The sequence below is a fragment of the Mycobacterium sp. NGS63 genome (assembly GCF_059812295.1).
The window spans coordinates 129010-153490 of record NZ_JCALCJ010000001.1 but is presented as its reverse complement, the minus strand read 5'-3'; the positions used below and the strand labels follow the sequence as shown (position 1 = coordinate 153490).

The 24481-nt window shown below is 70.5% G+C and carries 25 protein-coding genes; 8 read left to right on the top strand and 17 right to left on the bottom strand.

From position 1 onward, the window contains the following. The first annotated feature begins 219 nt into the window (after nt 1-219). Nucleotides 220-3672 carry a carboxylic acid reductase gene (car, locus tag AC5Y4Z_RS00845; protein WP_499960334.1) on the top strand — a complete coding sequence of 1151 codons (3453 nt, stop codon included), beginning with the start codon at nt 220-222 and terminating at the stop codon, nt 3670-3672. 1 nt (nt 3673) lies between these two features. Here car and AC5Y4Z_RS00840 read toward each other — a convergent pair whose 3' ends face one another. The 6 genes from AC5Y4Z_RS00840 to ruvC all read right to left on the bottom strand — a co-directional run bounded on the left by AC5Y4Z_RS00840 (nt 3674) and on the right by ruvC (nt 7968). Further along, entirely contained in the window at nt 3674-4384 is a 711-nt protein-coding gene (locus AC5Y4Z_RS00840) for a hypothetical protein (RefSeq protein WP_499960332.1), read from the bottom strand. Nucleotides 4385-4495: 111 nt separating this feature from the next. Then, nucleotides 4496-4891, bottom strand: a complete 396-nt coding sequence (locus AC5Y4Z_RS00835; protein WP_499960330.1) for a DUF1304 domain-containing protein — start codon at nt 4889-4891, stop codon at nt 4496-4498. Nucleotides 4892-4945: 54 nt separating this feature from the next. Continuing rightward, the gene (locus tag AC5Y4Z_RS00830; protein WP_499960329.1) at nt 4946-5611 is read right to left on the bottom strand and encodes a hypothetical protein; all 666 of its coding nucleotides are present in this window, start codon (nt 5609-5611) and stop codon (nt 4946-4948) included. A gap of 157 nt (nt 5612-5768) precedes the next feature. Continuing rightward, complete coding sequence (gene ruvB, locus AC5Y4Z_RS00825) at nt 5769-6818, bottom strand: Holliday junction branch migration DNA helicase RuvB (RefSeq protein ID WP_499960328.1); 1050 nt, start codon at nt 6816-6818, stop codon at nt 5769-5771. After that, nucleotides 6815-7405 (bottom strand): Holliday junction branch migration protein RuvA, encoded by a 591-nt coding sequence (gene ruvA, locus AC5Y4Z_RS00820; RefSeq protein WP_499960326.1) that lies wholly within the window; start codon nt 7403-7405, stop codon nt 6815-6817. Before ruvA ends, ruvB begins: the two co-directional genes overlap by 4 nt. Continuing rightward, entirely contained in the window at nt 7402-7968 is a 567-nt protein-coding gene (gene ruvC / locus AC5Y4Z_RS00815; RefSeq protein WP_499960325.1) for a crossover junction endodeoxyribonuclease RuvC, read from the bottom strand. The genes ruvA and ruvC overlap by 4 nt, the downstream gene beginning before the upstream one ends. A gap of 146 nt (nt 7969-8114) precedes the next feature. Between ruvC and AC5Y4Z_RS00810 the strand changes: the two genes are divergently transcribed. From AC5Y4Z_RS00810 to AC5Y4Z_RS00780, 7 genes are all read left to right on the top strand, one after another. Next, a complete protein-coding gene (locus tag AC5Y4Z_RS00810; RefSeq protein WP_499960324.1) occupies nt 8115-8726 on the top strand; it encodes a DUF4178 domain-containing protein in 612 nt (203 codons plus the stop codon). Nucleotides 8727-8736: 10 nt separating this feature from the next. Beyond that, entirely contained in the window at nt 8737-9249 is a 513-nt protein-coding gene (locus tag AC5Y4Z_RS00805; RefSeq protein WP_499960323.1) for a DUF2617 family protein, read from the top strand. Then, a complete protein-coding gene (locus tag AC5Y4Z_RS00800; RefSeq protein ID WP_499960322.1) occupies nt 9246-9677 on the top strand; it encodes a DUF4247 domain-containing protein in 432 nt (143 codons plus the stop codon). The genes AC5Y4Z_RS00805 and AC5Y4Z_RS00800 overlap by 4 nt, the downstream gene beginning before the upstream one ends. Before the next feature lie 22 nt (nt 9678-9699). After that, nucleotides 9700-10155: a DUF350 domain-containing protein gene (locus AC5Y4Z_RS00795; RefSeq protein ID WP_499960320.1), complete on the top strand. Its 456-nt coding sequence runs from the start codon at nt 9700-9702 to the stop codon at nt 10153-10155. Continuing rightward, nucleotides 10152-11684 carry a polyamine aminopropyltransferase gene (locus AC5Y4Z_RS00790; RefSeq protein ID WP_499960318.1) on the top strand — a complete coding sequence of 511 codons (1533 nt, stop codon included), beginning with the start codon at nt 10152-10154 and terminating at the stop codon, nt 11682-11684. The genes AC5Y4Z_RS00795 and AC5Y4Z_RS00790 overlap by 4 nt, the downstream gene beginning before the upstream one ends. A gap of 108 nt (nt 11685-11792) precedes the next feature. Next, nucleotides 11793-12179: a hypothetical protein gene (locus AC5Y4Z_RS00785; RefSeq protein ID WP_499960317.1), complete on the top strand. Its 387-nt coding sequence runs from the start codon at nt 11793-11795 to the stop codon at nt 12177-12179. A gap of 7 nt (nt 12180-12186) precedes the next feature. Next, nucleotides 12187-13254, top strand: a complete 1068-nt coding sequence (locus AC5Y4Z_RS00780; protein ID WP_499960315.1) for a hypothetical protein — start codon at nt 12187-12189, stop codon at nt 13252-13254. Nucleotides 13255-13402: 148 nt separating this feature from the next. Here AC5Y4Z_RS00780 and AC5Y4Z_RS00775 read toward each other — a convergent pair whose 3' ends face one another. The 11 genes from AC5Y4Z_RS00775 to thrS all read right to left on the bottom strand — a co-directional run bounded on the left by AC5Y4Z_RS00775 (nt 13403) and on the right by thrS (nt 24475). Continuing rightward, entirely contained in the window at nt 13403-14155 is a 753-nt protein-coding gene (locus AC5Y4Z_RS00775; protein ID WP_499960314.1) for a YebC/PmpR family DNA-binding transcriptional regulator, read from the bottom strand. Nucleotides 14156-14199: 44 nt separating this feature from the next. Next, the gene (locus AC5Y4Z_RS00770) at nt 14200-15549 is read right to left on the bottom strand and encodes an ABC1 kinase family protein (RefSeq protein ID WP_499960313.1); all 1350 of its coding nucleotides are present in this window, start codon (nt 15547-15549) and stop codon (nt 14200-14202) included. 179 nt (nt 15550-15728) lie between these two features. Further along, a complete protein-coding gene (pdxT, locus tag AC5Y4Z_RS00765; RefSeq protein ID WP_499960311.1) occupies nt 15729-16325 on the bottom strand; it encodes a pyridoxal 5'-phosphate synthase glutaminase subunit PdxT in 597 nt (198 codons plus the stop codon). After that, nucleotides 16322-17158 carry an acyl-CoA thioesterase II gene (tesB, locus tag AC5Y4Z_RS00760; protein ID WP_499960310.1) on the bottom strand — a complete coding sequence of 279 codons (837 nt, stop codon included), beginning with the start codon at nt 17156-17158 and terminating at the stop codon, nt 16322-16324. The genes pdxT and tesB overlap by 4 nt, the downstream gene beginning before the upstream one ends. A gap of 9 nt (nt 17159-17167) precedes the next feature. Beyond that, nucleotides 17168-18091, bottom strand: coding sequence for a pyridoxal 5'-phosphate synthase lyase subunit PdxS (gene pdxS / locus AC5Y4Z_RS00755; protein ID WP_499960309.1), 924 nt, complete (start codon nt 18089-18091; stop codon nt 17168-17170). A 45-nt stretch (nt 18092-18136) separates the two neighbouring features. Then, entirely contained in the window at nt 18137-19162 is a 1026-nt protein-coding gene (locus tag AC5Y4Z_RS00750) for an NUDIX hydrolase (RefSeq protein ID WP_499960308.1), read from the bottom strand. After that, nucleotides 19162-20286 carry a glycosyltransferase family 4 protein gene (locus tag AC5Y4Z_RS00745; RefSeq protein WP_499960306.1) on the bottom strand — a complete coding sequence of 375 codons (1125 nt, stop codon included), beginning with the start codon at nt 20284-20286 and terminating at the stop codon, nt 19162-19164. The genes AC5Y4Z_RS00750 and AC5Y4Z_RS00745 overlap by 1 nt, the downstream gene beginning before the upstream one ends. After that, the gene (locus AC5Y4Z_RS00740) at nt 20286-21215 is read right to left on the bottom strand and encodes a phosphatidylinositol mannoside acyltransferase (RefSeq protein ID WP_499960305.1); all 930 of its coding nucleotides are present in this window, start codon (nt 21213-21215) and stop codon (nt 20286-20288) included. Before AC5Y4Z_RS00740 ends, AC5Y4Z_RS00745 begins: the two co-directional genes overlap by 1 nt. Further along, nucleotides 21212-21868, bottom strand: coding sequence for a phosphatidylinositol phosphate synthase (gene pgsA, locus AC5Y4Z_RS00735; RefSeq protein WP_499960304.1), 657 nt, complete (start codon nt 21866-21868; stop codon nt 21212-21214). The genes AC5Y4Z_RS00740 and pgsA overlap by 4 nt, the downstream gene beginning before the upstream one ends. Then, a complete protein-coding gene (locus AC5Y4Z_RS00730; RefSeq protein WP_499960303.1) occupies nt 21865-22428 on the bottom strand; it encodes an ATP adenylyltransferase in 564 nt (187 codons plus the stop codon). The genes pgsA and AC5Y4Z_RS00730 overlap by 4 nt, the downstream gene beginning before the upstream one ends. Further along, nucleotides 22421-24475: a threonine--tRNA ligase gene (gene thrS, locus AC5Y4Z_RS00725; protein WP_499960302.1), complete on the bottom strand. Its 2055-nt coding sequence runs from the start codon at nt 24473-24475 to the stop codon at nt 22421-22423. Before thrS ends, AC5Y4Z_RS00730 begins: the two co-directional genes overlap by 8 nt. Nucleotides 24476-24481 lie beyond the last annotated feature (6 nt).

The following is a 24481-nucleotide window of genomic DNA, read 5'->3' as shown; positions in this document are numbered from 1 at the left end:
GGATTTTGGCCAATTTTTCGCCGATTTTTCGCCCTCACGGCACGCTCGGCGACGGGCGCTGCGCCAATTGCGCCCCTGCCTTGGACCCCGGTGGTCGATCTCACAACGACTCGCCGCCGGCGCGTCATTGAGGAATACCGTTAGTTTCGCTAACGTTCTAGGGGTCAGCGCAGCGTCGCGCAATCAGATTCTTTCTCTTCGTTATTAAGAGGCACTGTTATGTCGAAAGCCACTGTTGACCCGCGGCTGGAGCGCCGCATCGAAGAACTCACCGCCACCGACCCGCAGTTCGCCGCCGCCGCCCCGAGCCCGACGGTCGTCGCGGCCCTCGAAGCGCCGGGCCTGCAACTGCCGCAGGTGATCCGGACCGTGCTCGAGGGTTACGCCGACCGGCCGGCCCTGGGCCAGCGCGCCGTCGAATTCGTCAAGGACCCCCAGACCGGGCGCACCTCGGCCGAGCTGCTCCCCCGCTACGAGACCATCACCTACCGCGAGCTCGGCGACCGGATCGACGCGCTGGCGCGCGCCCTGGCGCACGAGCCGGTCCGCGCCGGCGACCGGGTGTGCGTGCTGGGCTTCAACAGCGTCGACTACACCACCATCGACGTCGCGCTCGGCACGATCGGCGCCGTGTCGGTGCCGCTGCAGACCAGCGCGGCGGTCACCCAGCTGCGGCCCATCGTGGCCGAGACCGAGCCGCGCGTGGTCGCTTCCAGCGTCAACCAGCTGCCCGACGCCGTCGAGCTGATCCTCGCCGGGCCCCGGCCCGTCAAACTCGTCGTCTTCGACTACCACCCCGAGGTCGACGACGAGCGCGAGGCCCTCGAAGCCGCCGTGGCCGCCCTCTCCGGCACCGACGTCGCGGTCGAGACGCTGGCTGACGTGATCGCGCGCGGCAAGGACCTGCCCGCCGCGCCGGCCGTCGCGCCCGAGTCCGACGACCCGCTGGCGCTGCTGATCTACACCTCGGGCAGCACCGGCGCCCCCAAGGGCGCGATGTACCCGCAGAGCAACGTCGCCAAGATGTGGCGCCGGTCAGCCCGCAACTGGTTCGGCGAGAGCGCCGCGTCGATCACCCTCAACTTCATGCCGATGAGCCACGTCATGGGGCGCGGCATCCTCTTCGGCACCCTCGGCAACGGCGGCACCGCCTACTTCGCGGCCCGCAGCGACCTTTCGACGCTGCTCGAGGACCTCGAGCTGGTGCGGCCGACCGAGCTGAACTTCGTGCCGCGGATCTGGGAGACGCTGTACGGCGAGTACCAGCGTCAGATCGAAAGCGGCCGCGACGCGGCCGAGGTGCTGGCCGAGCAGCGGGAGTACCTGCTGGGCGGCCGGTTCATCTTCGCGATGACGGGCTCGGCGCCCATCTCCCCGGAGCTCAAGGTTTGGGTGGAATCCCTGCTCGAGATGCACCTGATGGACGGTTATGGGTCCACCGAGGCGGGCATGGTCCTGTTCGACGGCGAGGTGCAGCGCCCGCCGGTCGTCGACTACAAGCTGGTCGACGTCCCGGACCTCGGCTACTTCTCCACCGACCGGCCGCACCCGCGCGGCGAGTTGCTGCTCAAGACCGAGAACATGTTCCCGGGCTACTACAAGCGGCCCGAGGTCACCGCCGACGTCTTCGACCCCGACGGCTACTACCGCACCGGCGACGTCGTCGCCGAGGTCGGCCCCGACCGGCTGGTGTACGTCGACCGCCGCAACAACGTGCTCAAGCTCGCGCAGGGCGAGTTCGTCACCGTCGCGAAGCTCGAGGCGGTGTTCGGCAACAGCCCGCTGGTGCGGCAGATCTACATCTACGGCAACAGCGCGCATCCCTACCTGCTGGCCGTGATCGTGCCGGCCGACGAGAACGCGTCGAAGCAGGCGATCGCCGACTCACTGCAGAACGTCGCCAGGGAGGCCGGGCTGCAGTCCTACGAGGTGCCGCGCGACTTCATCATCGAGACCACGCCGTTCACCCTGGAGAACGGCCTGCTGACCGGCATCCGCAAGCTGGCGTGGCCGAAGCTGAAGCAGCACTACGGCGAGCGGCTGGAAGCGCTCTACGCCGAGCTGGCCGAGGGTCAGGCCAACGAGCTGCGCACGCTGCGTCAGAGCGGCGCCGACGCGCCGGTGCTGCAGACCGTCAGCCGGGCCGCCGGTGCGCTGCTGGGCAGCGCGGCCTCCGACCTGTCGCCGGACGCGCACTTCACCGACCTCGGCGGAGACTCGTTGTCCGCGTTGACATTCGGCAACCTGCTGCGCGAGATCTTCGACGTCGACGTGCCGGTGGGCGTCATCGTCAGCCCGGCCAACGACCTGGCCGCCATCGCCGAGTACATCGAGGGTGAGCGCAAGGGCACCAAGCGGCCCAGCTTCGCCTCGGTGCACGGCCGCGACGCCGACGAGGTGCACGCCAGCGACCTGACGCTGGACAAGTTCCTGGAGGCGTCGACGCTGGCCGCCGCGCCCGAGCTGCCGAAGCCCACGTCGGAGGTGCGGACCGTGCTGCTGACCGGGGCGACCGGATTCCTGGGCCGCTACCTGGCGCTGGAGTGGCTCGAGCGGATGGACCTCGTCGACGGCAAGGTGATCGCGCTGGTGCGCGCCCGCTCGGACGAGGAGGCCCGCGCCCGGCTGGACCGGACGTTCGACAGCGGCGATCCCACACTGTTGGCGCACTACCAGCAACTGGCCGCCGACCACCTCGAGGTGCTGGCCGGCGACAAGGGCGAGGCCAACCTCGGCCTGGACGCCCCGACCTGGCAGCGGCTTGCCGACACCGTCGACCTGATCGTCGACCCGGCCGCCCTGGTGAACCACGTGCTGCCCTACAGCGAGCTGTTCGGCCCGAACGCGCTGGGCACCGCCGAGCTGATCCGGATCGCGCTCACCACCAAGCAGAAGCCGTACGTCTACGTCTCGACGATCGGGGTGGGCGACCAGATCAAGCCCGGCACCTTCGTCGAGGACGCCGACATCCGGCAGATCAGCGCGACGCGGTCGGTCAACGACAACTACGCCAACGGCTACGGCAACAGCAAGTGGGCCGGCGAGGTGCTGCTGCGCGAGGCCCACGACCTGTGCGGCCTGCCCGTGTCGGTGTTCCGCTGCGACATGATCCTGGCCGACACCACCTACGCGGGACAGCTCAACCTGCCGGACATGTTCACCCGGCTGATGCTGAGCCTGGTCGCCACGGGCGTCGCGCCCGGCTCGTTCTACGAGCTGGACGCCGACGGCAACCGGCAGCGCGCGCACTACGACGGGCTTCCGGTCGAGTTCATCGCCGCGGCGATCGCCACGCTGGGGATCACCGACGGCTTTGAGACCTACCACGTGATGAACCCGTATGACGACGGGATCGGCCTGGACGAGTACGTCGACTGGCTCGTCGACGCGGGTTACCCGATCCAGCGCGTCGCCGACTACGGCGAATGGCTGCGGCGGTTCGAGGGATCGATGCGGGCCCTGCCGGAGCGGCAGCGCCAGTACTCGCTACTCCCCCTGCTGCACAACTACCAGAAGCCCGAGCAGCCGGTCCGCGGCTCGATCGCGCCGACCGACCGGTTCCGCGCGGCGGTGCAGGAGGCGAAAATCGGCCCGGACAAAGACATTCCGCATGTCTCCGCGCCGGTGATCGTCAAGTACGTCACCGACCTGCAGTTGCTCGGACTGCTCTGACTCAGCCCTGAGGGTGGGGCCAGCGCAAGTACGCCTCGCCCTTCGACCCGGTGCCGGCCTGCTGCCGGCGCCAGCGTCGTTTGGGCTCGGAGGGGTCGAGCCGCGGCTTGGTCAGCGCGGCCGAGGACACCTCCGGTTCTTGATGGGGTTCCTCCAGCCCGGACGCGTAGGCCGGTTCGCCGGTCGCGTCCGGGGCCGGGGCCTGCGCGGGTTCGGCGTAGCTCAGGGGTTCCACGTCGCGGGCCAGCCGGACCGCCGTGCGGGCCAGGACGATGCCGCCGACGAAGACGATCAGCGCGCCGAGGCCGGAGAAGTAGGAGACCTCGAGGGCGGCGCGCTTGCGATCCGTCGCGGCGATCGGGTCGCCGGCGGATCCGATGCCCAGCAGGGGGGCGACCTGGCCGCCGACGACGAACCACGCGCCGGCCAGCACGGCCAGCCAGCCGCCCAGCATCGCGGCGATGCGATTGCCGGCGAGGATCAGCAGGAGCCCGCCGATCACGGTGGCGGCCCCCGGAAGCACCTCGAGCCAGCCGCGGGCCGACGACCACGCCCAGTCCTTGTCGGGCGTGTAGGCGAAGTTGAAACGCGGGCCGACGAACGGAATCAACGCGCCCCATACGCCCAGGAGCACCAGGATCAATCCGCTGACCGTTCCGCGCGAACGCGGCATGGTCAACGCGCCCGGATGGTCCCTGTCTGCGTGTGTCATTCTTTTCCCCCTTTTCAGGCACCGGCCATTTCCGGCCCCGGGTGGGTACCCGAGGCGGCGGGGATATAACCGGTGCGCCACCGAAGCGACGCGGATTTGTGACTCCTGGTGTCAGTGATGCCTGGGCAGACCGAGCGCCAGTAGCACGATGCCGATCAGCGGGACGGTGCCCTGGATCAGCGCCGCCCGCGCCTTGTCGGGCGCGGACACCAAGAGCACCGCGGCGGCGGCGACCATGGACCCGAGGCCGGCGAAGATCAGCGCGACCCCGACGGCCGTGTCCGCCATCGCGACCGCCGGGATGCCGAGGCCGGCGATGATCGCCAGGAACAGGTTGTAGAAGCCCTGGTTGAAGGCGAGCAGCTTGGTGGTCTCGGCCTCCTCGGGGCTCAGGCCGAAGACCGCGCGGGTGCGGTCCGAGGTCCAGGTGAACGACTCCATCGTGAAGATGTAGACGTGCAGCAAGACCGCCAGCGCCGTGAAGATCAACCCTGCGGCGACGATCATCGGCCCTCCTCGCTGGTGGCCCCGCTGGCCCCGCGAGAAGGATACCGAGGATCGCTAGACGCCGGCGTGGTGATGGCGCCGACCGAACAGGCCGCCGCCGGCGCGCCGGTGGAACAGGCCGCCGCGGGTGCGCTCGCGGGGCGCGGCCTCGGCCGACTCGTTGTACAGGGCCGGCTCCCCGGCCGGGACGCCCGCGGGTTGCACGCCCGTCACGGGCGCGGGTTCGGTCACGACGACGTCGCGCGCGTGCCGCACCGCCACGCGGGCCAGGGCGGCCCCGCCCAGGAACACGATCAGCGCGCCCAGGCCGGTGAAGTAGGTGACCTCGAGCAGGGCACGCTTCAGGTCCGTCGCCGCCGACGCCTGGCCGACGTCGCCGATGTGCAGCGTGGCCGCGAACGCCCGGCCGACCACGAACCACGCGCCGGCCAGCACCGCCAGCCAGCCGCCGACCATGGCCTTGGCGCGGCTTCCGGAGACGAGCAGCAGCAGGCCGCCGACGGCGGCGACGACGCCGGGGAACACCTCTAGCCAGCCTTTCGGCGCGGTCCACGTCCAGGCCGGGTCACCGGCATATGCCCAGTCGATGTTGGGCCCGAAGAACGGGATCAACGCACCCCAAGCGCCCAAGAGGATCAGGAGCAGCCCGATCACCGCGCCCCGGGAGCGTGGCATGTACGGCGCGCGGGGGTGGTCGTAACCGGGGGCCGTGTTCGTCATCAGAATCGCCTCCAACAGGTAGTTTCAGCTACCTGCGGGGATACCCGATCGGCGGTGTTGTAACCCAGGCCACAGCGCCGGGCCCGTCGATCCTGCGCTCAGATCGCGAATTTCGCCGAAATGACGCGCTGGTCGCAGTCTCGGCGCGCTCGGGCCGCTAGTCGAACAGCCCGGGTTGGCCCAGGCCGACCGCCCCGGCCGGCGGCACCAGGCCGAGGTGCGTCCAGGCCTGCGCGGTGGCCACTCGGCCGCGCGGGGTGCGCGCGACCATGCCGGCGCGCACCAGGAACGGTTCGCACACCTCCTCGACGGTGGTGGCCTCCTCGCCGACCGCGACCGCCAGCGTCGACACCCCGACGGGCCCGCCGCCGAAGCCGCGGGTCAGCGCCGACAGCACCGCCCGGTCCAGCCGGTCCAGGCCCAGCTCGTCGACGTCGTAGACCGCCAGCGCGGACTTGGCGACGTCGCGGGTGATCACGCCGTCGGCGCGCACCTCGGCGAAGTCCCGGACCCGGCGCAGCAGCCGGTTGGCGATGCGCGGGGTGCCGCGCGAGCGGCGCGCGATCTCGGCGCCGGCCTCGGCGCCCAGCTCGATGCCGAGGATCCCGGCCGAGCGCGTCAGCACCCGCTCCAGTTCGGCGGGTTCGTAGAAGTCCATGTGCGCGGTGAACCCGAACCGGTCGCGCAGCGGGCCGGTCAGCGCGCCGGACCGGGTGGTCGCGCCGACCAGGGTGAACGGCGCCACCTCCAGCGGGATCGACGTCGCGCCGGGCCCCTTGCCGACCACCACGTCGACGCGGAAGTCCTCCATCGCCAGGTAGAGCATCTCCTCGGCGGGCCGCGCGGTGCGGTGGATCTCGTCGATGAACAACACGTCGTGCTCGACCAGGTTGGACAGCATCGCGGCCAGGTCGCCGGCGCGTTCCAGCGCGGGGCCCGACGTCACCCGCAGCGACGAGCCGAGCTCGGCGGCGATGATCATCGCCAGCGACGTCTTGCCCAGTCCCGGCGGGCCGGACAGCAGGATGTGATCCGGTGTGCCGCCGCGGTTTTTGGCCCCCTCGATGACCAGTTGCAGCTGCTCGCGCACCCGCGGCTGGCCGATGAACTCCCGCAGCGAGCGGGGCCGCAGGCTGACGTCGATGTCGCCCTCGCCGACGGTCAGCGCGGGCGAGACGTCCCGGTCGGCAAACTCGTCGTCGCTCATTTCTTACCCAGCATCGACAGCGCCGCGCGCAGCGCGCCGGACCGGCTGGCCTCGGGCTCGTCGGCCAGCACCTTGTCGGTGGCCTCCTCGGCCTGCTTGGCCGCGAAGCCGAGCCCAATCAGGGCCTCCACCACCGGGTTTCGCACCGCGTGGCCGTTGAGCTCGGCGGGCGCGCCGGCGGCGGCCACCGCACCGACTTTGTCGCGCAATTCCAGCACCATCCGTTCGGCGCCGCGTTTGCCGATGCCGGGCACCCGGGTCAGGGCGGCGACGTCGCCGTCGTGCAGCGCCTGCCGCAGCGCCGCGGCGTCGTGCACGGCCAGCGTCGCCATCGCCAGCCGGGGCCCGACCCCCGACACCGACATCAGCGTCAGGAACAGGTCGCGGGTTTCGTTGTCCGAGAACCCGTACAGCGTCTGGGAATCCTCGCGCACGATCATCGCGGTGATCAGCCGGGCCTCGGTCCCGCAGCGCAGCGTCGCCAGCGTCGACGGCGTCGCGTTGACCCGGTAGCCGACGCCGGCCGCCTCGATCACCACGTGATCGAGCGCCACCTCGAGCACCTCGCCGCGCACCGAGGCGATCATCGGGCGGCCTTCAGCTTGGCTTGCAACTTGGCCCGGTAGGCGTGCCGCTGCTGGGCGGCAAGTGTTTCGGCGGCGGCCATCCGCGCGATCATAGGCGCCCGCCAGCAGTGGCAGATGGCCAGCGCCAGCGCGTCGGCCGCGTCGGCCGGGGTCGGTTTGGCTTGCAGCCCAAGGATTCTGGTGACCATCGCGGTGACCTGCGCCTTGTCGGCGGCCCCGTTGCCGGTGACCGCGGCCTTCACCTCGCTGGGGGTGTGGAAGTGCACGTCGATGCCGCGGCGGGCCGCCGCCAGCGCGACCACGCCGCCGGCCTGCGCGGTGCCCATCACCGTCGTCACGTTGTGCTGGGAGAACACCCTCTCGACGGCCACCACGTCCGGTTGATGGGTGGCCAGCCAGTGCTCGACGGCATCGCTGATGGCCAGCAGCCGGTCGGGCAGCCGCGCGTCGGAGGGGGTGCGCACCACGTCGACGTCGAGCGCCACGACGCTGCGGCCGCGCCCGCTTTCCACCACCGACAGCCCGCAGCGCGTCAGCCCGGGGTCGACGCCCATCACGCGCATGGCCCGCTCCTTCGTACGAACAGCTGTTCGATAGCGTAGCGGGAGGGACCGACGGCGCCCGCCACGACACGCGGCGCCGGGGGCCGCAAAAGCTGTTAACTTAAAGCCCACGTTCGCTCGAGCAGTGCGGCAACGGAAGGTGTGACGTGGGATCGGTCCTGGTCGTCCTGGCGGCGGTGCTGTTCATCGCGTCGATCGTGGTGCTGGTGATCGCTTTGCGGCGCCCCAAAAAACCGGCCGCACCGGGCGGGCGCCAGGACCCGCTGTCGTTCAACGCGATGCCCCAGTTCGGGCCCCGCCAGCTGGGTCCCGGCGCCATCGTCAGCTACGGCGGCATCGACTACGTGGTTCGCGGGTCGGCGACATACCGCGAGGGCCCGTTCGTGTGGTGGGAGCACCTGCTGGAAGGCGGCGACCAGCCGGTCTGGTTCAGCGTCGAGGAGGACGACGGGCGCCTGGAGCTCGCGATGTGGGTGCGGCGCAAGGACGTCGCGCTGCAGCCCGGCGGCCCGTACGTCGTCGACGGCGTGACGTTTCACGAGTCCGAGCGCGGCCGCGCCTCCTACACCACCGAGGGCACCACCGGGCTGCCGGCCGGCGGCGAGATGGAGTTCATCGACTGCGCCAACGCCGACGAGAGCGCCCTGCTCTCGTTCGAGCGGTGGGCCCCCGACACGCCCTGGGAGGTCTCGACGGGCAAGCCCGTGCTGGCCGGCGAACTCACCGTCTACCCGGCTCCCCCGCCGTCCTCCCCGTAAGCGCCCGCCGGTGCCCCTTCATCAGCTCGCGGTGACGCCGGCGGACGTGTCCGGCGAACGGCTGGGGCTCGCGCTCAACGCGCCCGCCCCGGCGCCGCTGGCCACCATCTCGCTGCGTCACCCGAACGGCGGCGCGCTGTTGCTCGGGGTGCTGGGCGCCTCGCACGTCGTCGCCGTCGAACACGCGAAAGGCCGTTTCTCCGAACAGGTTTCGTGCACCGCCCGCGCTCAGGGGATGGACCTGCCCGACCACACCGACGCGCCGGGCTACCGCCTGCGATCGCGCACCGAAACCCTCGACGAGGCCGGCTTCCGCCGCCTGGCGGGCGAGCTTCGCGACCGGTGCGCCCGCGTGCCGGGCTGGCTCGGGGGCACGTTCCCCGGCGATGACGCCGCCCTGACCGCCCTGGCCGCCGAAGCCGACGGCGCGGGCTGGCGATGGCAGACCTGGCACCTGTATCCGCGCCGGCCGTTGGGGTCGGGCGGCGTGGTGGTCCACACGGCCAGCCGGTGGCGCCCGTGAGCCGCAATCGCCTGTTCCTGATCTCGGGGGCGCTGGCCGTCGCCGCCGTCGTGTCGCTGATCTTCGGACTCACGTTGCTGCAGAAGAACATTGCGTCGTACGTCGCGGGCCATTACCACGAGTACGCCCGCGACGTGAACGGCACGCGCTACGCCTGCAGCGGGTCACCCGAGCAGGTCGCCGACACGCTCGCCGACTACCAGGAGCCCAGCGCGCGCGCCGCCAACGGCAACAGCGAATACCTGCGCTACAGCAACGACATCGTGATCGTCGGCCCCGACGGTGGCCAACCGTGCAGCATCCGCGTCGAGCCGCTGAGCGCCGGCTACAGCCACGGCGCGTTCATCTTCCTCGGCCCCGGGTTCTTCCCCGGATCCCCGTCGGGCGGCGCCGGCGGCTCGCCCGGTGGCCCCGGCGGCACCAAATAGTTTGGAAGCAAAGGAGACAACCATGTACCTCGCCGTCGAGATCGGAACCATCGACCTCAACCCGGTGTTGAAGGGCGCCGTCGCCACGATCCTGTACTTCGCCGTCGGCATGGCCGTGCTTCTCGTGGGGTTCTACGTCGTCGACGTGCTGACCCCGGGCAAGCTGCGCCAGCTGGTGTTCATCGACCGCCGGCCCAACGCCGTGATTGTCGCGGGCGCGATGTACATCGCGCTGACCGTCGTCATCATCACCGCCATCGCCAACAGCTACAGCCAGCTGGGCCAGGGGCTCGTCGGCGTGGCGGTGTACGGGTTGATGGGCGTGATCCTTCTGGGGGTAGCGCTGCTGGCGATGCACCTGCTGATCCCGGGCAGTTTCCACGAGCACGTCGACGAACCGCAGCTGCATCCGGGGTCCTTCGCGGTGGCGCTGATCCTGCTGGCCGTGGGAGGAGTGACCGCCGCGGCGGTGTCATGAGCGCCCCGGGGCGCTGGCGCGCCGTGCTGCTGGCGGCGGTGGCGGCCTGCGCGGCCTGCGGCATCATCTACGAGCTGGCGCTGCTGACGCTGTCGGCCAGCCTCAACGGCGGGGGCATCGTCGCGACGTCGCTGATCGTCGCCGGCTACATCGCGGCGCTGGGCGCGGGCGCGCTGCTGGTCAAGCCGCTGCTGGCGCACGCGGCGATCGCCTTCGTCGCCATCGAGGCGCTGCTGGGCATCGTGGGCGGGCTGTCGGCGGCGGCGCTGTACGTGGTGTTCGCCTTCCTCGACGGGTCGGTCGGCTCGACGTGGGTGCTGGCGGTCGGCACGGCGTTGATCGGCGGGCTGGTCGGCGCCGAGGTGCCGCTGCTGATGACCCTGCTGCAGCGCGGCCGCGTCGCGGGCCCCGCCGAGAGCGGGCGCACGCTGGCCAACCTCAACGCCGCCGACTACCTGGGTGCGCTGCTGGGCGGCCTGGTGTGGCCGTTTTTGCTGCTGCCGCACCTGGGGATGATCCGCGGGGCGGCCGCCACCGGCATCATCAACCTGGCGGCCGCCGGGGTCGTGGCGGTCTTCGTGCTGCGCCCGGTCGTTTCCCCGCGGCAGCTGGCGACGGCGCTGTGCGCGCTGACCGCGGCGCTGGGGCTGCTCGCCACCCTGCTGCTGCGCTCGGCCGACATCGAAACCACAAGCCGCCAAAGGCTTTACGCCGATCCGATCATCGCCTACCGGCACACGCCCTACCAGGAGATCGTGGTCACCCGGCGCGGCAACGACATGCGGCTGTACCTCGACGGCGGACTGCAGTTCTCCACCCGCGACGAATACCGCTACACCGAAAGCCTGGTCTACCCCGCGCTCGGGAACGGCGCGCGTTCGGTGCTGGTGCTCGGCGGTGGCGACGGCCTGGCTGCCCGAGAGTTGTTGCGCCAGCCGGGGATTCAGCGGATCGTGCAGGTGGAGCTCGACCCCGCCGTGATCGAGCTGGCGCGCACCACCATGCGCGAGGCCAACGGCGGTTCGCTGGACAACCCGCGCGTCAAGGTCGTGATCGGCGACGCGATGGGCTGGCTGCGCGGCGGGCCTGACAGGTTCGACGCGGTCATCGTCGACCTGCCCGATCCCGACACACCCGTGCTGGGCCGGCTGTATTCGACCGAGTTCTACGCGCTGGCCGCCCGCGCGCTGGCGCCCGGCGGGCTGATGGTGGTGCAGGCGGGCAGCCCGTTTTCGACGCCGACGGCGTTCTGGCGCACGGTGTCGACGATCCGCGCCGCCGGCTACGCGGTGACGCCGTATCACGTGCACGTGCCCACGTTCGGCGACTGGGGCTTCGCCTTGGCTCAGCACGCCGGGACGGCACCGGTGCCGAGGATGCCCGCCGACGCGCCTCCACTGCGATTCCTCAACCAGAAGGTGCTGGACGCGGCCACCGTGTTCGCCGGCGACATCGGGCCCCGCCCGCTCGAGCCCTCGACCCTGGACAATCCCCGCGTCGTCGACGACATGCGGCACGGCTACGACTAACGGGCGCGCGCCGAAATGGGGAAAATTCCTGATTTAACGCGGCCGCCCGGCGGCGCATACTTCGCGTGAGCGCTCCGAACCGCCCGTCGTCGGGGAAGCGAGGCACGCATGAACGCCACCCGAAAGATGCTGCGCGTCACCGCCGGAGCCCTGCTGGCGGGGGGCCTCGCGGTTGCCGCCCCGGGCACCGCCCACGCCAACAAGGGCCCGTTCACGTGGTGTCCGGGACAGTCCATGGAGTGGCCGAGCGGGCCGAATTCGTCGCGCGGTGTCGCCCAGAACTACGTCTGGGACATGAACGTGTGCCACACCTGGTACATCGTGGCCGACGGGTGGGGCAACGTCGCCCGGATCGCGCTGAACGGGCAGCAGACGCTACAAAGCTCGCACACCTGGGACGGCGATAATCCGCCGCCCGACAATCCCTCCGGGGTCAATTGCGGCCCGGGTTGGTGTCCCGTGCCGCCGCATTACGACCCGGGCTTCCACGGATAAAGCCCCAATGAGCGCCAACGATCAATCGGTTGTGTCGCGCCAGTTCGTGGCGTCCTGCTCGATCTACTCACCCCGATGGGCGGCGCTGACCGGAAAGCGCGGCACGGTATACGTGCAGATCGTCTTCTGGGTGATCATCGTGCTGTTCGTGCTGTTGCTGGCCGGACCGACGTTCGGCGTCCACCTGCCCGTCCATGTCCCCGGACGCGCGCTCGCGTACGGCTGGCCGGCGCTGTTGCTGCTGATGGGGCTGGCGATCGGCGCCAACATGCTGTGGCGGTGGCGGCGGAGGTACGTCATCGGCGTCACCGGCGAGGGGCTGACCGTCGATGGGCGGCGCGGCGATGTCTATTCCTTCGCCGACGCACAGCTGGGCCTCTGGTCGGGAAGTGGACTGGCGCTGCACCTGCGGCGCGGCCGTCGCCGCTTCCTGCTGGGCGGGCGAGGCTGCCGCATCAGCCCGGCGACACCGCTCGACGCGCCGCCCGCCCCGCTCGTCGACGCGTGGCTGCCGCAGTCGGACTTCGACGAGCTGCTGTCGCTGTCCGGTCGCTGGCGCAGGTCGGCGGCCACGACGGAATCGAGTCGGTGTGTGTTGTTCCCCAACCCGCTGTTGATCCAGCGGATGGGGTCGTTTGCGTTGCTCAAGAAGCAACGGCTGACGCAGTCACTCTCGGAACCGCAACTGTTCGTCGACATCGATGACGGCACGATCCGGGTGCTCGACGCGACCAGCAACGCGGCGGTGGCCTCGGCCCCGCTGTCGCAGGTGACCGCGACGCCGGCCACCTACCGGCTCGGCGGCGGCCATTGGATCCCGTCGGCCCAGAACGTCGCCTCCGACGCCCTCGGCGAGCACTTTTCGACGATGCCCGCCATCGCCGTGTCCGTCCCCGGCGCGCAGCCACTGACCCTCGGATGCCGCGACTTCAGCGGGCTCACACAACGCTTTTCCTGGGGCGCCCGCGTTCCCGTGACCAACGACCCGCCCGCCTATACGGTCTCGGCGGCCGACTGGCTGACACTGACCGACACTCTCGGCCTGGCCGAGTATGTGCGGGACGCGGCGAAGTAGCCGCCGGCTACGCGGCGCTCCACGCGTACCGCCACTGAGTGTGAACTCAGGGATTCGAGTGTGCGCTGAGGGCGAGAATTGCGCCGAGATCGCGCCCTAGGCTCACACTGAAAGCCGACGATTCACACTGGATAGCCCGAAGGGCCACTCACTCCTCGATCTGGGCGAGGATCTCGTCGGGGATGTCGGCGTTGGTGTAGACGTCCTGGACGTCGTCGCTGTCTTCCAACGCGTCGACGAGCCGCATCACCTTCTGGGCGCCGTCGGCGTCCAGAAGGACGGTCACCGACGGCTGGAAGCCCGCCTCGGCGGAGTCGTAGTCGATGCCGGCGTCCTGCAGCGCGGTGCGCACGGCGACCAGGTCGCCGGGTTCGGAGATGATCTCGAAGCTGTCGCCGAGGTCGGTGACGTCCTCGGCCCCGGCCTCCAGCACCGCGGTCAGCACGTCGTCCTCGGTCAGGCCGTTCTTCTCCAGCGTCACGACGCCCTTGCGCGAGAAAAGATACGCCACCGAGCCGGGGTCGGCCATGGTGCCGCCGTTGCGTGTCATCGCCACCCGCACCTCGCTGGCGGCGCGGTTGCGGTTGTCGGTCAGGCACTCGACGAGCACCGCCACGCCGTTGGGGCCGTAGCCCTCGTAGGTGATGCTCTGGTAGTCGGCGCCGCCGGCCTCCTCGCCGGCGCCGCGCTTGCGGGCCCGCTCGATGTTGTCGTTGGGCACCGAGTTCTTCTTCGCCTTCTGGATGGCGTCGTAGAGGGTGGGGTTGCCGGCCGGGTCACCGCCGCCGACGCGGGCCGCGACCTCGACGTTCTTGATCAGACGGGCGAAGTTCTTGCCGCGGCGGGCGTCGATGACGGCCTTCTTGTGCTTGGTGGTGGCCCACTTGGAATGGCCGCTCATCAGGTATTACCTCTTCTGTTGCTCCTCGAGTTCGCCAGACGAGTCTACGTGGGGGTCGCCCCGGGTTCGAAAAATCCCGGCACCCACCGCTCGATCAGCGTGGCGTACGCCACATGCGCGTCGAGCTGCACGGCGACGCCGAGCAGGCCGCCGAGCGTGCGCAGCAACATGACGTAACCGGGTGGGATGGTCATCTGGCGGGCCAGTTTGAACCGGTCCCCGAAGCCCTCCGCGAGGGGATCGCTGGTGACCAGGGCCGATTTCTGGAACCACTCGCGGGTGAAATGGAACTCCCCGGCGCGCAGCGGGTCGATGTACGCCCACAGCGGCCCGAGGTACTCGATGAGTTGCTCGGCGGTCAACTCGTAGCCGGCCGGCATGAACCCGAGCTTCTTCAGCAACCGGATCGCTTCGTCCCACCGTTCGTCGCGCGCCCAGCACAGCAGTTCGCCGAACTCGGCGGGCACCCCGCCGGGATGCTCGGCGACGGCGCCGAAATCGATGACCCCCAGACGCCCGTCCGCCAGCACCATGAAATTGCCGGGATGGGGGTCGGCGTGCACCAGCCCGACCCGTGCCGGCGAGCTCAGTGCGAACTCAAGGAGCAAGGCGCACACCGCATCTCGTTCATCCGGGGCGCCCCCGGCGATGATCGCCGACAGGCGCCGCCCCGCCATCCACTCCGAGATGATGACCTTCGGCGCGCTGGCGACCACCGCGGGAACGGCGAACTTCTCATCACCGGCAAAAGCTTTCGCGAAGGCGCGCTGATATTCGGCCTCCCGGCGGTAGTCCAGCTCCGCTTCGATGCGCTCGCTGACTTCGGACACGAGCCGGTCCACGTCCGCCCGCGGCACGACCTGCTTGGCCACCCAGGAGAACCGCTTGATCAACTTCAGATCCGCGCGCAGCGCCTCGTCGGCGCCCGGGTACTGGACCTTGACCGCGACCTCACGCCCGTCTTTCCAGGTGGCTTGGTGAACCTGTCCGATGCTCGCGGAGGCGACGGGGGTGTCGTCGAAGGACTCGAAGCGTTCGCGCCATTTCGTGCCGAGCTGCGCGTCGAGCACCCGGTGCACCTTGGCCGCCGGCAGCGGCGGCGCCTCGGTTTGCAGCTTGACCAGGGCGTCGCGGAACGGGTCGGCGAATTGCGGCGGGATGGCGGCCTCCATCACCGACAGCGCCTGGCCGACCTTCATCGCGCCGCCCTTGAGCTCGCCCAGCACCTGGAACAGCTCGTCGGCGGCCTTCTCCAGCAGTTCCGCGTTGACCTCGTCCTTGGACTTGCCGGTCATCCGCTTGCCGACGCCCAGTGCGGCGCGCCCGGCCACCCCCGCGGGAAAGCTCGCCAGCTTGGCGACGCGCCCCAGCCCGCCCCGCACGATGTCGGCCATGCGCACATCATGCCCGCTCTTGACACCACACCGCGCGGACGCGAGCGGGTGCAAGCGGGACTGAGTGTGAAGCTATGGCTTTGGGTGTGAAGCTATGGCGTTGTCTCGGCGATTTCGCCGCCCAGGCTTCACTTTCAACGCCCAGGATTCACATTCAACGCCAGGGTGAGGCGCAATGCTCAGGCCCGGCCGGTGACGATGTCGACGAACAGGTGGTGGATGCGCCGATCGCCGGTCACCTCGGGGTGAAACGCCGTCGCCAGCATGGGGCCCTGCCGCACCGCGACGACGTGCCCGGCCGCCCGGGCCAGCACCCGCACGCCGTCGCCGGTCCGCTCCACCCACGGGGCGCGGATGAACACCGCGCGCACCGGCTCGTCGAGATCCGCGAATTCGATGTCGCCCTCGAACGAATCGACCTGGCGCCCAAAAGCGTTGCGCCGCACCGTCATATCGATCGCACGCAACGGCAGCGCCTGCCGCCCCCGGGCGCCGGCGTCGAGGATCTCGCTGGCCAGCAGGATCATGCCGGCGCACGCCCCGTAGGCCGGCAGCCCCTCGGCCAGCCGCGCGCGCAGCGGCTCGAGCAGCTCCAGGTCGGACAGCAGGTGGCTCATCGTGGTGGACTCGCCGCCGGGGATGACCAGCCCGTCGACGGCGTCCAGCTCGGCGCGGCGGCGCACCGGCATCGACTCGGCCCCGGCTTCGCGCAGCGCCGCCAGGTGCTCACGGGTGTCGCCCTGCAGCGCCAGGACCCCGATCTTCGGGGAGCTCACTGCTGATATCCCCGCTGGAAGCGGGTCAGCCCCTCCTGCATGACGGCCGCGACCATCTCCCCCGACTGGGTGAAGATCTTGCCCTGGCACAGCGAGCGCCCGCCGCTGGCCGACGGCGAGGACTGGTCGTAGAGCAGCCACTCGTCGGCCCGGAACGCCCGCATGAACCACATCGCGTGGTCCAGCGACGCCACCTGCAGGTGCTGGCGCACGTCGAGGTGGTTGACCTGCGCCGATCCCAGCAGCGTCAGGTCGCTCATGTAGGCCAGCGCGCAGATGTGCAGCACCGGGTCGTCGGGCAGCGGTTCGCGGTGGCGGAACCACACCTGCTGCTGGGAGGCCTTGACCGGCGACAGGTGCAGCTTTTCGCGGGGCACGATGCAGACGTCCCACTCCTCGAACTGCTTGAACCCGGCGTCGTCGAACACCTTGATCGAGTCCAGGCCGGGCAGTCCGTCCGGCGGCGGGGCGGCCGGCATGACGTCCTGGTGGTGGATGCCCTCCTGGTCGGTCTGGAAGGACGCCCCCATGGAAAAGATGATTTCGCCGTGCTGGATGGCGTTGACGCGCCGGGTGGCGAACGACCCGCCGTCGCGGGTGCGCTCGACGATGAACACCGTGGGCTCGTTGGCGTCGCCGGGCCGCAGGAAATAGCCGTGCAGCGAGTGCACCTGGTAGCGCGGATCGACGGTGCGCACCGCCGAGACGAGCGACTGCCCGGCCACGTGACCGCCGAACGTGCGCTGGAAATATCCCGAATCCGGGCTGAACACCCGACCGCGGTAGATGTTGACCTCGAGCTGCTCGAGATCGAGGATCTCTTCGATCGCCACGGGCTGTTTTTACCAGCCGCGTTCGGCCAGCCGGTGGGGCTGCGCGATCTGCTCGACGTTGATGCCCACCATCGGCTCGCCCAGGCCCCGCGACACCTTGGCCAGCACGTCGGGGTCGTCGTAGAACGTGGTGGCCTTGACGATCGCGGCGGCGCGGTGCTCAGGCGCGCCGGACTTGAAGATGCCCGAGCCGACGAACACGCCCTCGGCGCCGAGCTGCATCATCATCGCCGCGTCCGCGGGGGTGGCGATGCCGCCGGCGGTGAACAGCGTGACCGGCAGCTTGCCCGCCCGGGCCACCTCGACGACGAGCTCGTAGGGCGCCTGCAAATCCTTTGCGGCCACGTACAATTCGTCCTCGGACAGCGACGTCAGCCGGCGGATCTCGCCGCCGATGGCCCGCATGTGGGTGGTGGCGTTGGAGACGTCACCGGTGCCGGCCTCGCCCTTGGAGCGGATCATGGCGGCGCCCTCGCTGATGCGCCGCAACGCCTCGCCGAGGTTGGTGGCGCCGCAGACGAACGGCACGGTGAACTTCCACTTGTCGATGTGGTGGGTGTAGTCGGCGGGGGTCAGCACCTCCGACTCGTCGACGTAGTCCACCCCGAGGCTCTGCAGGATCTGCGCCTCGACGAAGTGCCCGATGCGCGCCTTGGCCATGACCGGGATGGTCACCGCGGAGATGATGCCCTCGATCATGTCGGGGTCGCTCATCCGCGACACCCCGCCCTGCGCGCGGATGTCGGCGGGCACCCGCTCCAGCGCCATCACCGCGACGGCGCCGGCCCCCTCGGCGATGCGGGCCTGCTCGGGGGTGACGACGTCCATGATGACGCCGCCCTTGAGCATCTCGGCCATGCCGCGCTTGACCCGCGCGGTCCCGGTCTGGTTGCCCTGGCTGGAATTCACTGGCTTCTTCTGTTCCTCAGACATTGCGCTTCCACTCTAATCGTGCGCGACAAGCGAGTTTCCCCGCGATCAGCGGATCGACTCGAGCGCGCCGGGGTTGCGGGCGTCGTCGGCCAGCCGGTTGGCCGCCGGCAACAGTTCGCCCAGCTGCCGCGGGTATACCTGCTCGCCCGACGCGGTCAGCGCGTCGATGTCATTCGCGTCACACCAGCGGGCGCCGTGAATGTAGCTGCGCTCCAGTTCGGTGCGCCCGCCGAGGGACGGCTCGAACCGGCGGGTGCGGTGGACCAGGTAGAACTCCTCGCTCTCGATCAGCGAGCCGTTGAACTCGAACACCTCGTCGCGCCGCCACACGGGCCCGATCATGTCGGCCGGGGCGACGCGCAGGCCGGTCTCTTCGCCCAGCTCCCGCGCGGCGGCCTCGGCCAGCCGCTCGCCGCTGCCCACCTCGCCGCCGACGGTGAACCACCAGCGCGGCGCCGAGCCGTCGGTGATGGCCGGGTCCGACCCGCACAGCAGCAGCACCGCGCCGGTCTCGTCGAGCAACACCACCCGCGCCGAGGTGCGGTGGTTGGGCACGCGCTCGTTCGCCAACGCCTGCGGCCGCTCGACAATCTCGAAATAGGTTGGCAGCGCGGCGGTTCCACCCAGCCGGAACGCGCGCACCAGGCGCCGTTCGGCCAGCGCGAGGGTGTCGCGGACGGCGTCGTTGTGGAACCTGCGGGCCAGCACCACCCGCGCCTCGGCGTCGGCGAGCTCGGCGATCAGGCCCGCCGGCAGCGACGCCGGGTCGACCGTGGCCAGCGCGCCCGAGAGCTCGTTCTCGCACGACTCGCGCGCGGGCCGGGGCGCGCGTTCGGCGGCGTCGGCCAGCGCCGCCAGCCGGCCGCCCTCGGGCGTGCCGCCGTAGGCGTCGATCGCCACCGCCCGCGCCACCACCGCGCGCCGCGCCAGCGCGCCGTCCAGCGCCTGCCACGACAGGTCGTAGCGCACGTGCAGCCGGTCCAGCCGGTGGGCGGTGCGGTAGGCCCAGCCCGCGGCCAGCACGAACACCGCGACCAGCACCACCGCTACCGCGATGACCAGCCAGAGCATCAGCTGGCCACCTGCACCTTGGCGCCCGACGCGGCGACGGTCTCGTACACCCGGGTGATCTGGTTGGCCACCACCGACCAGTCGTAGCGGTGCACCGCGGCCGCGGCGGCCGCGGCGTAGCGCCGCCGCAGCGTGTCGTCGTCCAACGCCCCGATCAGCGCGTCGGCCAGCGCGGCCGCGTCGTCGACCGGCACCAGCCGCCCGCATTCGCCGTCGCACAACACGCGCCGGAACGCGTCCAGGTCGCTGGCCACCACCGGGGCGCCGGCGGCCATCGCCTCGACCAGCACGATCCCGAAGCTCTCCCCGCCGGTGTTGGGCGCGCAGTACACGTCGGCGCTGCGCATCGCCGACGCCTTCCCGGCGTCGTCGACCTGGCCGAGGAAGCGGATGTGCTTCACCAATTCCCCCGCCTGGCTTCGCAATTCGTCCTCGTCGCCGCGGCCCACGATCATCAGCTGCAGATCCGGGTGGCACTCGACCACCCGCGGCAGCGCCTCGAGCAGCACCGCCATGCCCTTGCGGGGCTCGTCGTAGCGGCCCAAAAACAGCACCGTCCCGCCCGGCCGCGGGTAGCCGTCCAGCCGCGGCGCGGAGGCGAACGAATCGACGTCGACGCCGTTGGGGATCTCCACCGCGTCGGTCCCCAGCGCCTCCATCTGCCAGCGCCGGGCCAGGTCGGACACCGCGATGCGGCCGACGATCTTCTCGTGCATCGGCCGCAGGATGCCCTGGAAGACGGTGAGCGTCAGCGACTTGGTGGTCGAGGTGTGAAAGGTCGCCACGATCGGGCCCTCGGCGATGTTGAGGGCCAGCATCGACAGGCTGGGCGCGTTGGGCTCGTGCAGGTGCAGCACGTCGAAATCCCCTTCGGCGAGCCACTTTTTGACCTTGCGGTGGGTGGCCGGGCCGAAGCGCAGCCGGGCCACCGACCCGTTGTAGGGAATCGGGACGGCCTTGCCGGCGGAGACGACGTAGTCGGGCAGCGCGGTGTGCGGCGACGACGGCGCGAGCACGCTCACCTGGTGGCCGCGGCCGTGCATCACCCCGGCCAGCTGCAGCACGTGCGACTGCACCCCGCCCGGCACGTCGAACGAGTAGGGACACACCATCCCGATGCGCATCAGGCTTCCCTCAGCCGCGCGCGCCGCTCGGCGGGCAGGTCGGCCAGCCACTGCGGCTGCATCATGTGCCAATCCTCGGGGTGGGCGGCGATGTTCTTGGCGAACTGGTCGGCCAGGGACTGCGTCACGGCGTGGACGTCACCGGCGGTGCAGTCCAGCGCCGGCTGGATCCATTGCCTCCAGCCTGGGCCGTCATGGTCCTCGAACCAGCAGTGCGTCGGCAGCAGGGCGGCCCCGGTCGCGATCGCCAGCTTGGCCGGCCCGGCCGGCATCCGGGTCGCCTCGCCGAAGAACTCGACCTCGACGCCGGTGCGGCTGAGGTCGCGCTCGGCCATCAGGCACACCACCCGGTTGTCGCGCAGCCGCTCGCACAACACCTCGAAGGGCGGCCGCTCGCCACCCGACAGCGGCAGCACCTCGAAGCCGAGGCTTTCGCGATAGTCGATGAAACGCCGGTACAGCGACTCGGGTTGGAGCCGCTCGGCGACGGTGGTGAACCGGCCGCGGGTCTGCGCCAGCCACACCCCGGCCATGTCCCAGTTGCCGCTGTGCGGCAGGGCGATCACCGCGCCGCGGCCCGCGGCCAGCGCCGCGTCCAGGTGGTCCTGCCCCAGCACCGAGTCGTCCAGGCGGTGGGCCAGTGCGGGCAGGTCCATGGTGGGCAGGCGGAAGGCCTCCCGCCAGTAGCGGGCGTAGGAGGAAAGCGACGCGCGCATCAGCGCGCCCGGCACGTCGCGCGGCGCCACCCCGATGACGCGGGCGAGGTTCTTGCGCAGCTGCTCGGGTCCGCCGCGGCGCGCGGCGTAGCGCGCGCCGGCGCCAAAGGCGGTGCGGGCGGCGAACTCCGGCATCGTGCGCACGGCCATCCAGCCGGCCGCATACGTCCAGTCGGTGGCGTGCGCCCCCAGCGCGTTGAGGCCCGGGATCACTGCTGTCCCGTTCCCGTCGACGGGGCCATCGGGTCGCCGGCACCGGGCGACGCGCGCACCGCATGCAACCGCTGCGCGCAGGTGACGACGCTGGCCGCGGCCAGCAGCCACATCGCCACCGGCAGCGCGGGTGGCCACGCGATCACCGGAAAGTCCGAGACGCCGGCACCCACCAGCACGATGATCAGCCGTTCCGGCCGTTCGATGAGGCCCCCGTCGCCGCGCAGGCCGCTGGCCTCCGCGCGCGCCTTGATGTAGGAGATCACCTGCGAGGTGACCAGGCAGATCAGCGTCGCGGCCACCAGCGGTTTGTCGTGCAGGCCGAAGGCGATCCACCACGCCAGCCCGCAGAACACCGCGCCGTCGCTGACCCGGTCGCAGGTGGCGTCCAGCACGGCGCCGAAGCGGGTGCCGCCGCCGCGCTCGCGGGCCATCGCGCCGTCGAGCATGTCGAAGAGCACGAAGAACCAGACCACCAGCGTGCCGGCGAACAGCTTTCCCATCGGGAACAGCGTCAGCGCCCCCGCCACCGCCACGATGGTGCCCAACACGGTGACGGCGTCCGGGGTCAGCCCCACCCGCAGGCAGGCCCGCGCGGTCGGGGTGGTGAGCCGCGCGAACGCCGCCCGCGACAGGAACGGCATGCGGCTCATCCTTGTTTCGTCCACTCCGTCGCCAGCAGCTGGCGGGTTTCGCGCAGCAACTGCGGGATCACCTTGGACCCGCCGATGATGGTGATGAAGTTCGCGTCGCCGCCCCAGCGCGGCACCACGTGCACGTGCAGGTGCTCGGCCAGCGAGCCCCCGGCCGAGGTCCCCAGGTTCAGCCCGACGTTGAAGCCGTGCGGCCGCGACACGTTCTTGATGACGCGAATCGCCTTCTGGGTGAACGCCATCAACTCCGCGCTTTCGGAGTCGGTCAGGTCTTCCAGCTCGGAGACCCGGCGGTAGGGCACCACCATCAGATGCCCGGGGTTGTAGGGGTAGAGGTTGAGCACGGCGTAGACCAGCTCGCCGCGGGCCACCACCAGGCCGTCCTCGTCGGACAGCTGCGGGATCTCGCTGAACGGCTGGTCGATCTTGCCGTTATCGCGCTTCAGCGGCGCCTCGGCCAGGTAGTTCATCCGGTAGGGCGTCCACAGCCGCTGCAGGTGGTCCTGCTCGCCGACGCCGGTGTCCAGGATGGTGTCGTCGGCGCGATCCTCGTCAGTCATCGCTGCCGACCTTCACCAGTTCTGCTGTGGGAGCGGCATTCTCGCGGTCGGCGATCCACTTGACGATGGTGTCGACGGCGCCGTCGCGGGGCACGCCGTTGATCTGCGTGCGGTCGCCGAAGCGGAAGCTGACCGCCCCGGCGGCCACGTCGCGGTCGCCGGCCAGCAGCATGAAGGGCACCTTCTGGGCGGTGTGATGCACGATCTTCTTGGCCATCCGATCGTCGCTGCCGTCCACCTCGACCCGCACGCCGTGCGACTTCAGTTGCGCGGCAACGCTTTCCAGGTAGGCAACGTGCTCGTCGGCGACCGGGATGCCGACCACCTGCACCGGCGCCAGCCACGCCGGGAAAGCGCCGGCGTAGTGCTCGGTGAGCACGCCGAAGAACCGCTCGATCGACCCGAACAGCGCGCGATGGATCAACACCGGCCGCTGCCGCGAGCCGTCGCTGGCGGTGTACTCGAGGTCGAAGCGCTCCGGCATGTTGAAGTCCAGCTGGATGGTCGACATCTGCCAGTTGCGGCCGAGCGCGTCCTTGACCTGCACCGAGATCTTGGGACCGTAGAACGCCGCGCCGCCAGGGTCCGGAACCAGGTGCAGCCCGGAGGCCTCGCCGACCTCGCGCAGCACCTCGGTGGCCTCGTCCCACATCTCGTCGGGGCCGACGGACTTCTCCGGGTCCTTGGTGGACAGCTCCAGGTAGAAGTCGTCCAGCCCGTAGTCCGCGAGCAGGTCGAGCACGAAGCGCAGCAGCGAGGCCAGCTCGTCGCGCATCTGCTCGCGGGTGCAGTAGATGTGCGCGTCGTCCTGGGTCATGCCCCGCACCCGGGTCAGGCCGTGCACCACGCCGGACTTCTCGTAGCGGTAGACGCTGCCGAACTCGAAGAGCCGCAAGGGAAGTTCGCGGTATGAGCGCCCGCGCGACCGGTAGATCAGGTGGTGCATCGGGCAGTTCATCGGCTTGAGGTAGTAGTCCTGCCCGGGCTTGCGCACCGTGCCGTCCTCGTTGAACTCCGCGTCGATGTGCATCGGCGGGAACATGCCGTCGGCGTACCACTCCAGATGGCCCGACGTGATGTAGAGCTGCTCCTTGGTGATGTGCGGGGTGTTGACGAACTCGTAGCCCGCCTCGAGGTGCTTGCGCCGCGAATAGTCCTCCAGCTCGGCGCGCACGATCCCGCCCTTGGGGTGGAAAACCGCCAGGCCCGAACCGATTTCGTCGGGGAAGCTGAACAGGTCCAGCTCCACGCCGAGCCTGCGGTGGTCGCGGCGCTGGGCCTCTTCGATCAGCTCCAGGTGGGCGTCGAGCGCCTCCTGCGACTCCCACGCTGTGCCGTAGATGCGTTGCAGGCTGGCGTTTTTCTGGTCGCCCCGCCAATAGGCGGCCGAGCTCCGGGTCAGCTTGAACGCCGGGATGTGCTTGGTGGTGGGGATGTGCGGTCCGCGGCACAGGTCACCCCAGACCCGTTCGCGGGAACGCGGATTGAGGTTGTCGTACGCGGTGAGCTCGTCGCCGCCGACCTCCATGACGTCGGGGTCGCCCGACTTGTCGTCGACCAGCTCCAGCTTGTACGGCTCGCCGGCCAGCTCGGCGCGCGCCTGGTCCTTGGACTCGTAGACCCGCCGGTCGAACAGCTGGCCTTCCTTGACGATCTGGCGCATCCGCTTTTCCAGCGCGGCCAGGTCCTCCGGCGTGAACGGCTCGGCGACGTCGAAGTCGTAGTAGAAGCCGTCGGTGATGGGCGGCCCGATCCCCAATTTGGCCTGCGGGAACAGGTCTTGGACGGCCTGGGCCAGCACGTGCGCGGTGGAATGGCGGATGACGCTGCGGCCCTCGTCGGTGTTGGCGGCCACCGGGATCACCTCGGCGTCGGCGACGGGCACCCAGCTCAGGTCGCGCAGCTTGCCGTCGGCGTCACGCACCACCACGATCGCGTCGGGCGCCCCGCGCCTGGGCAACCCGGCCTCGCCCACCGCGGCGGCCGCGGTCGTCCCGGCGGGCACCCGGATCGGGGGTCCTGGAACGGGGTTTGCTGGGGCGCTCATCGGGTG

Bases quoted from the DNA above. Each gene is read 5' to 3' on its own strand.
- car (WP_499960334.1), top strand. From the start codon at position 220: ATGTCGAAAGCCACTGTTGACCCGCGGCTGGAGCGCCGCATCGAAGAA.
- AC5Y4Z_RS00840 (WP_499960332.1), bottom strand. From the start codon at position 4,384: ATGACACACGCAGACAGGGACCATCCGGGCGCGTTGACCATGCCGCGT.
- AC5Y4Z_RS00835 (WP_499960330.1), bottom strand. From the start codon at position 4,891: ATGATCGTCGCCGCAGGGTTGATCTTCACGGCGCTGGCGGTCTTGCTG.
- AC5Y4Z_RS00830 (WP_499960329.1), bottom strand. From the start codon at position 5,611: ATGACGAACACGGCCCCCGGTTACGACCACCCCCGCGCGCCGTACATG.
- ruvB (WP_499960328.1), bottom strand. From the start codon at position 6,818: ATGAGCGACGACGAGTTTGCCGACCGGGACGTCTCGCCCGCGCTGACC.
- ruvA (WP_499960326.1), bottom strand. From the start codon at position 7,405: ATGATCGCCTCGGTGCGCGGCGAGGTGCTCGAGGTGGCGCTCGATCAC.
- ruvC (WP_499960325.1), bottom strand. From the start codon at position 7,968: ATGCGCGTGATGGGCGTCGACCCCGGGCTGACGCGCTGCGGGCTGTCG.
- AC5Y4Z_RS00795 (WP_499960320.1), top strand. From the start codon at position 9,700: ATGTACCTCGCCGTCGAGATCGGAACCATCGACCTCAACCCGGTGTTG.
- AC5Y4Z_RS00790 (WP_499960318.1), top strand. From the start codon at position 10,152: ATGAGCGCCCCGGGGCGCTGGCGCGCCGTGCTGCTGGCGGCGGTGGCG.
- AC5Y4Z_RS00785 (WP_499960317.1), top strand. From the start codon at position 11,793: ATGAACGCCACCCGAAAGATGCTGCGCGTCACCGCCGGAGCCCTGCTG.
- AC5Y4Z_RS00780 (WP_499960315.1), top strand. From the start codon at position 12,187: ATGAGCGCCAACGATCAATCGGTTGTGTCGCGCCAGTTCGTGGCGTCC.
- AC5Y4Z_RS00775 (WP_499960314.1), bottom strand. From the start codon at position 14,155: ATGAGCGGCCATTCCAAGTGGGCCACCACCAAGCACAAGAAGGCCGTC.
- AC5Y4Z_RS00770 (WP_499960313.1), bottom strand. From the start codon at position 15,549: ATGGCCGACATCGTGCGGGGCGGGCTGGGGCGCGTCGCCAAGCTGGCG.
- pdxS (WP_499960309.1), bottom strand. From the start codon at position 18,091: ATGTCTGAGGAACAGAAGAAGCCAGTGAATTCCAGCCAGGGCAACCAG.
- AC5Y4Z_RS00750 (WP_499960308.1), bottom strand. From the start codon at position 19,162: ATGCTCTGGCTGGTCATCGCGGTAGCGGTGGTGCTGGTCGCGGTGTTC.
- AC5Y4Z_RS00745 (WP_499960306.1), bottom strand. From the start codon at position 20,286: ATGCGCATCGGGATGGTGTGTCCCTACTCGTTCGACGTGCCGGGCGGG.
- pgsA (WP_499960304.1), bottom strand. From the start codon at position 21,868: ATGAGCCGCATGCCGTTCCTGTCGCGGGCGGCGTTCGCGCGGCTCACC.
- AC5Y4Z_RS00730 (WP_499960303.1), bottom strand. From the start codon at position 22,428: ATGACTGACGAGGATCGCGCCGACGACACCATCCTGGACACCGGCGTC.
- thrS (WP_499960302.1), bottom strand. From the start codon at position 24,475: ATGAGCGCCCCAGCAAACCCCGTTCCAGGACCCCCGATCCGGGTGCCC.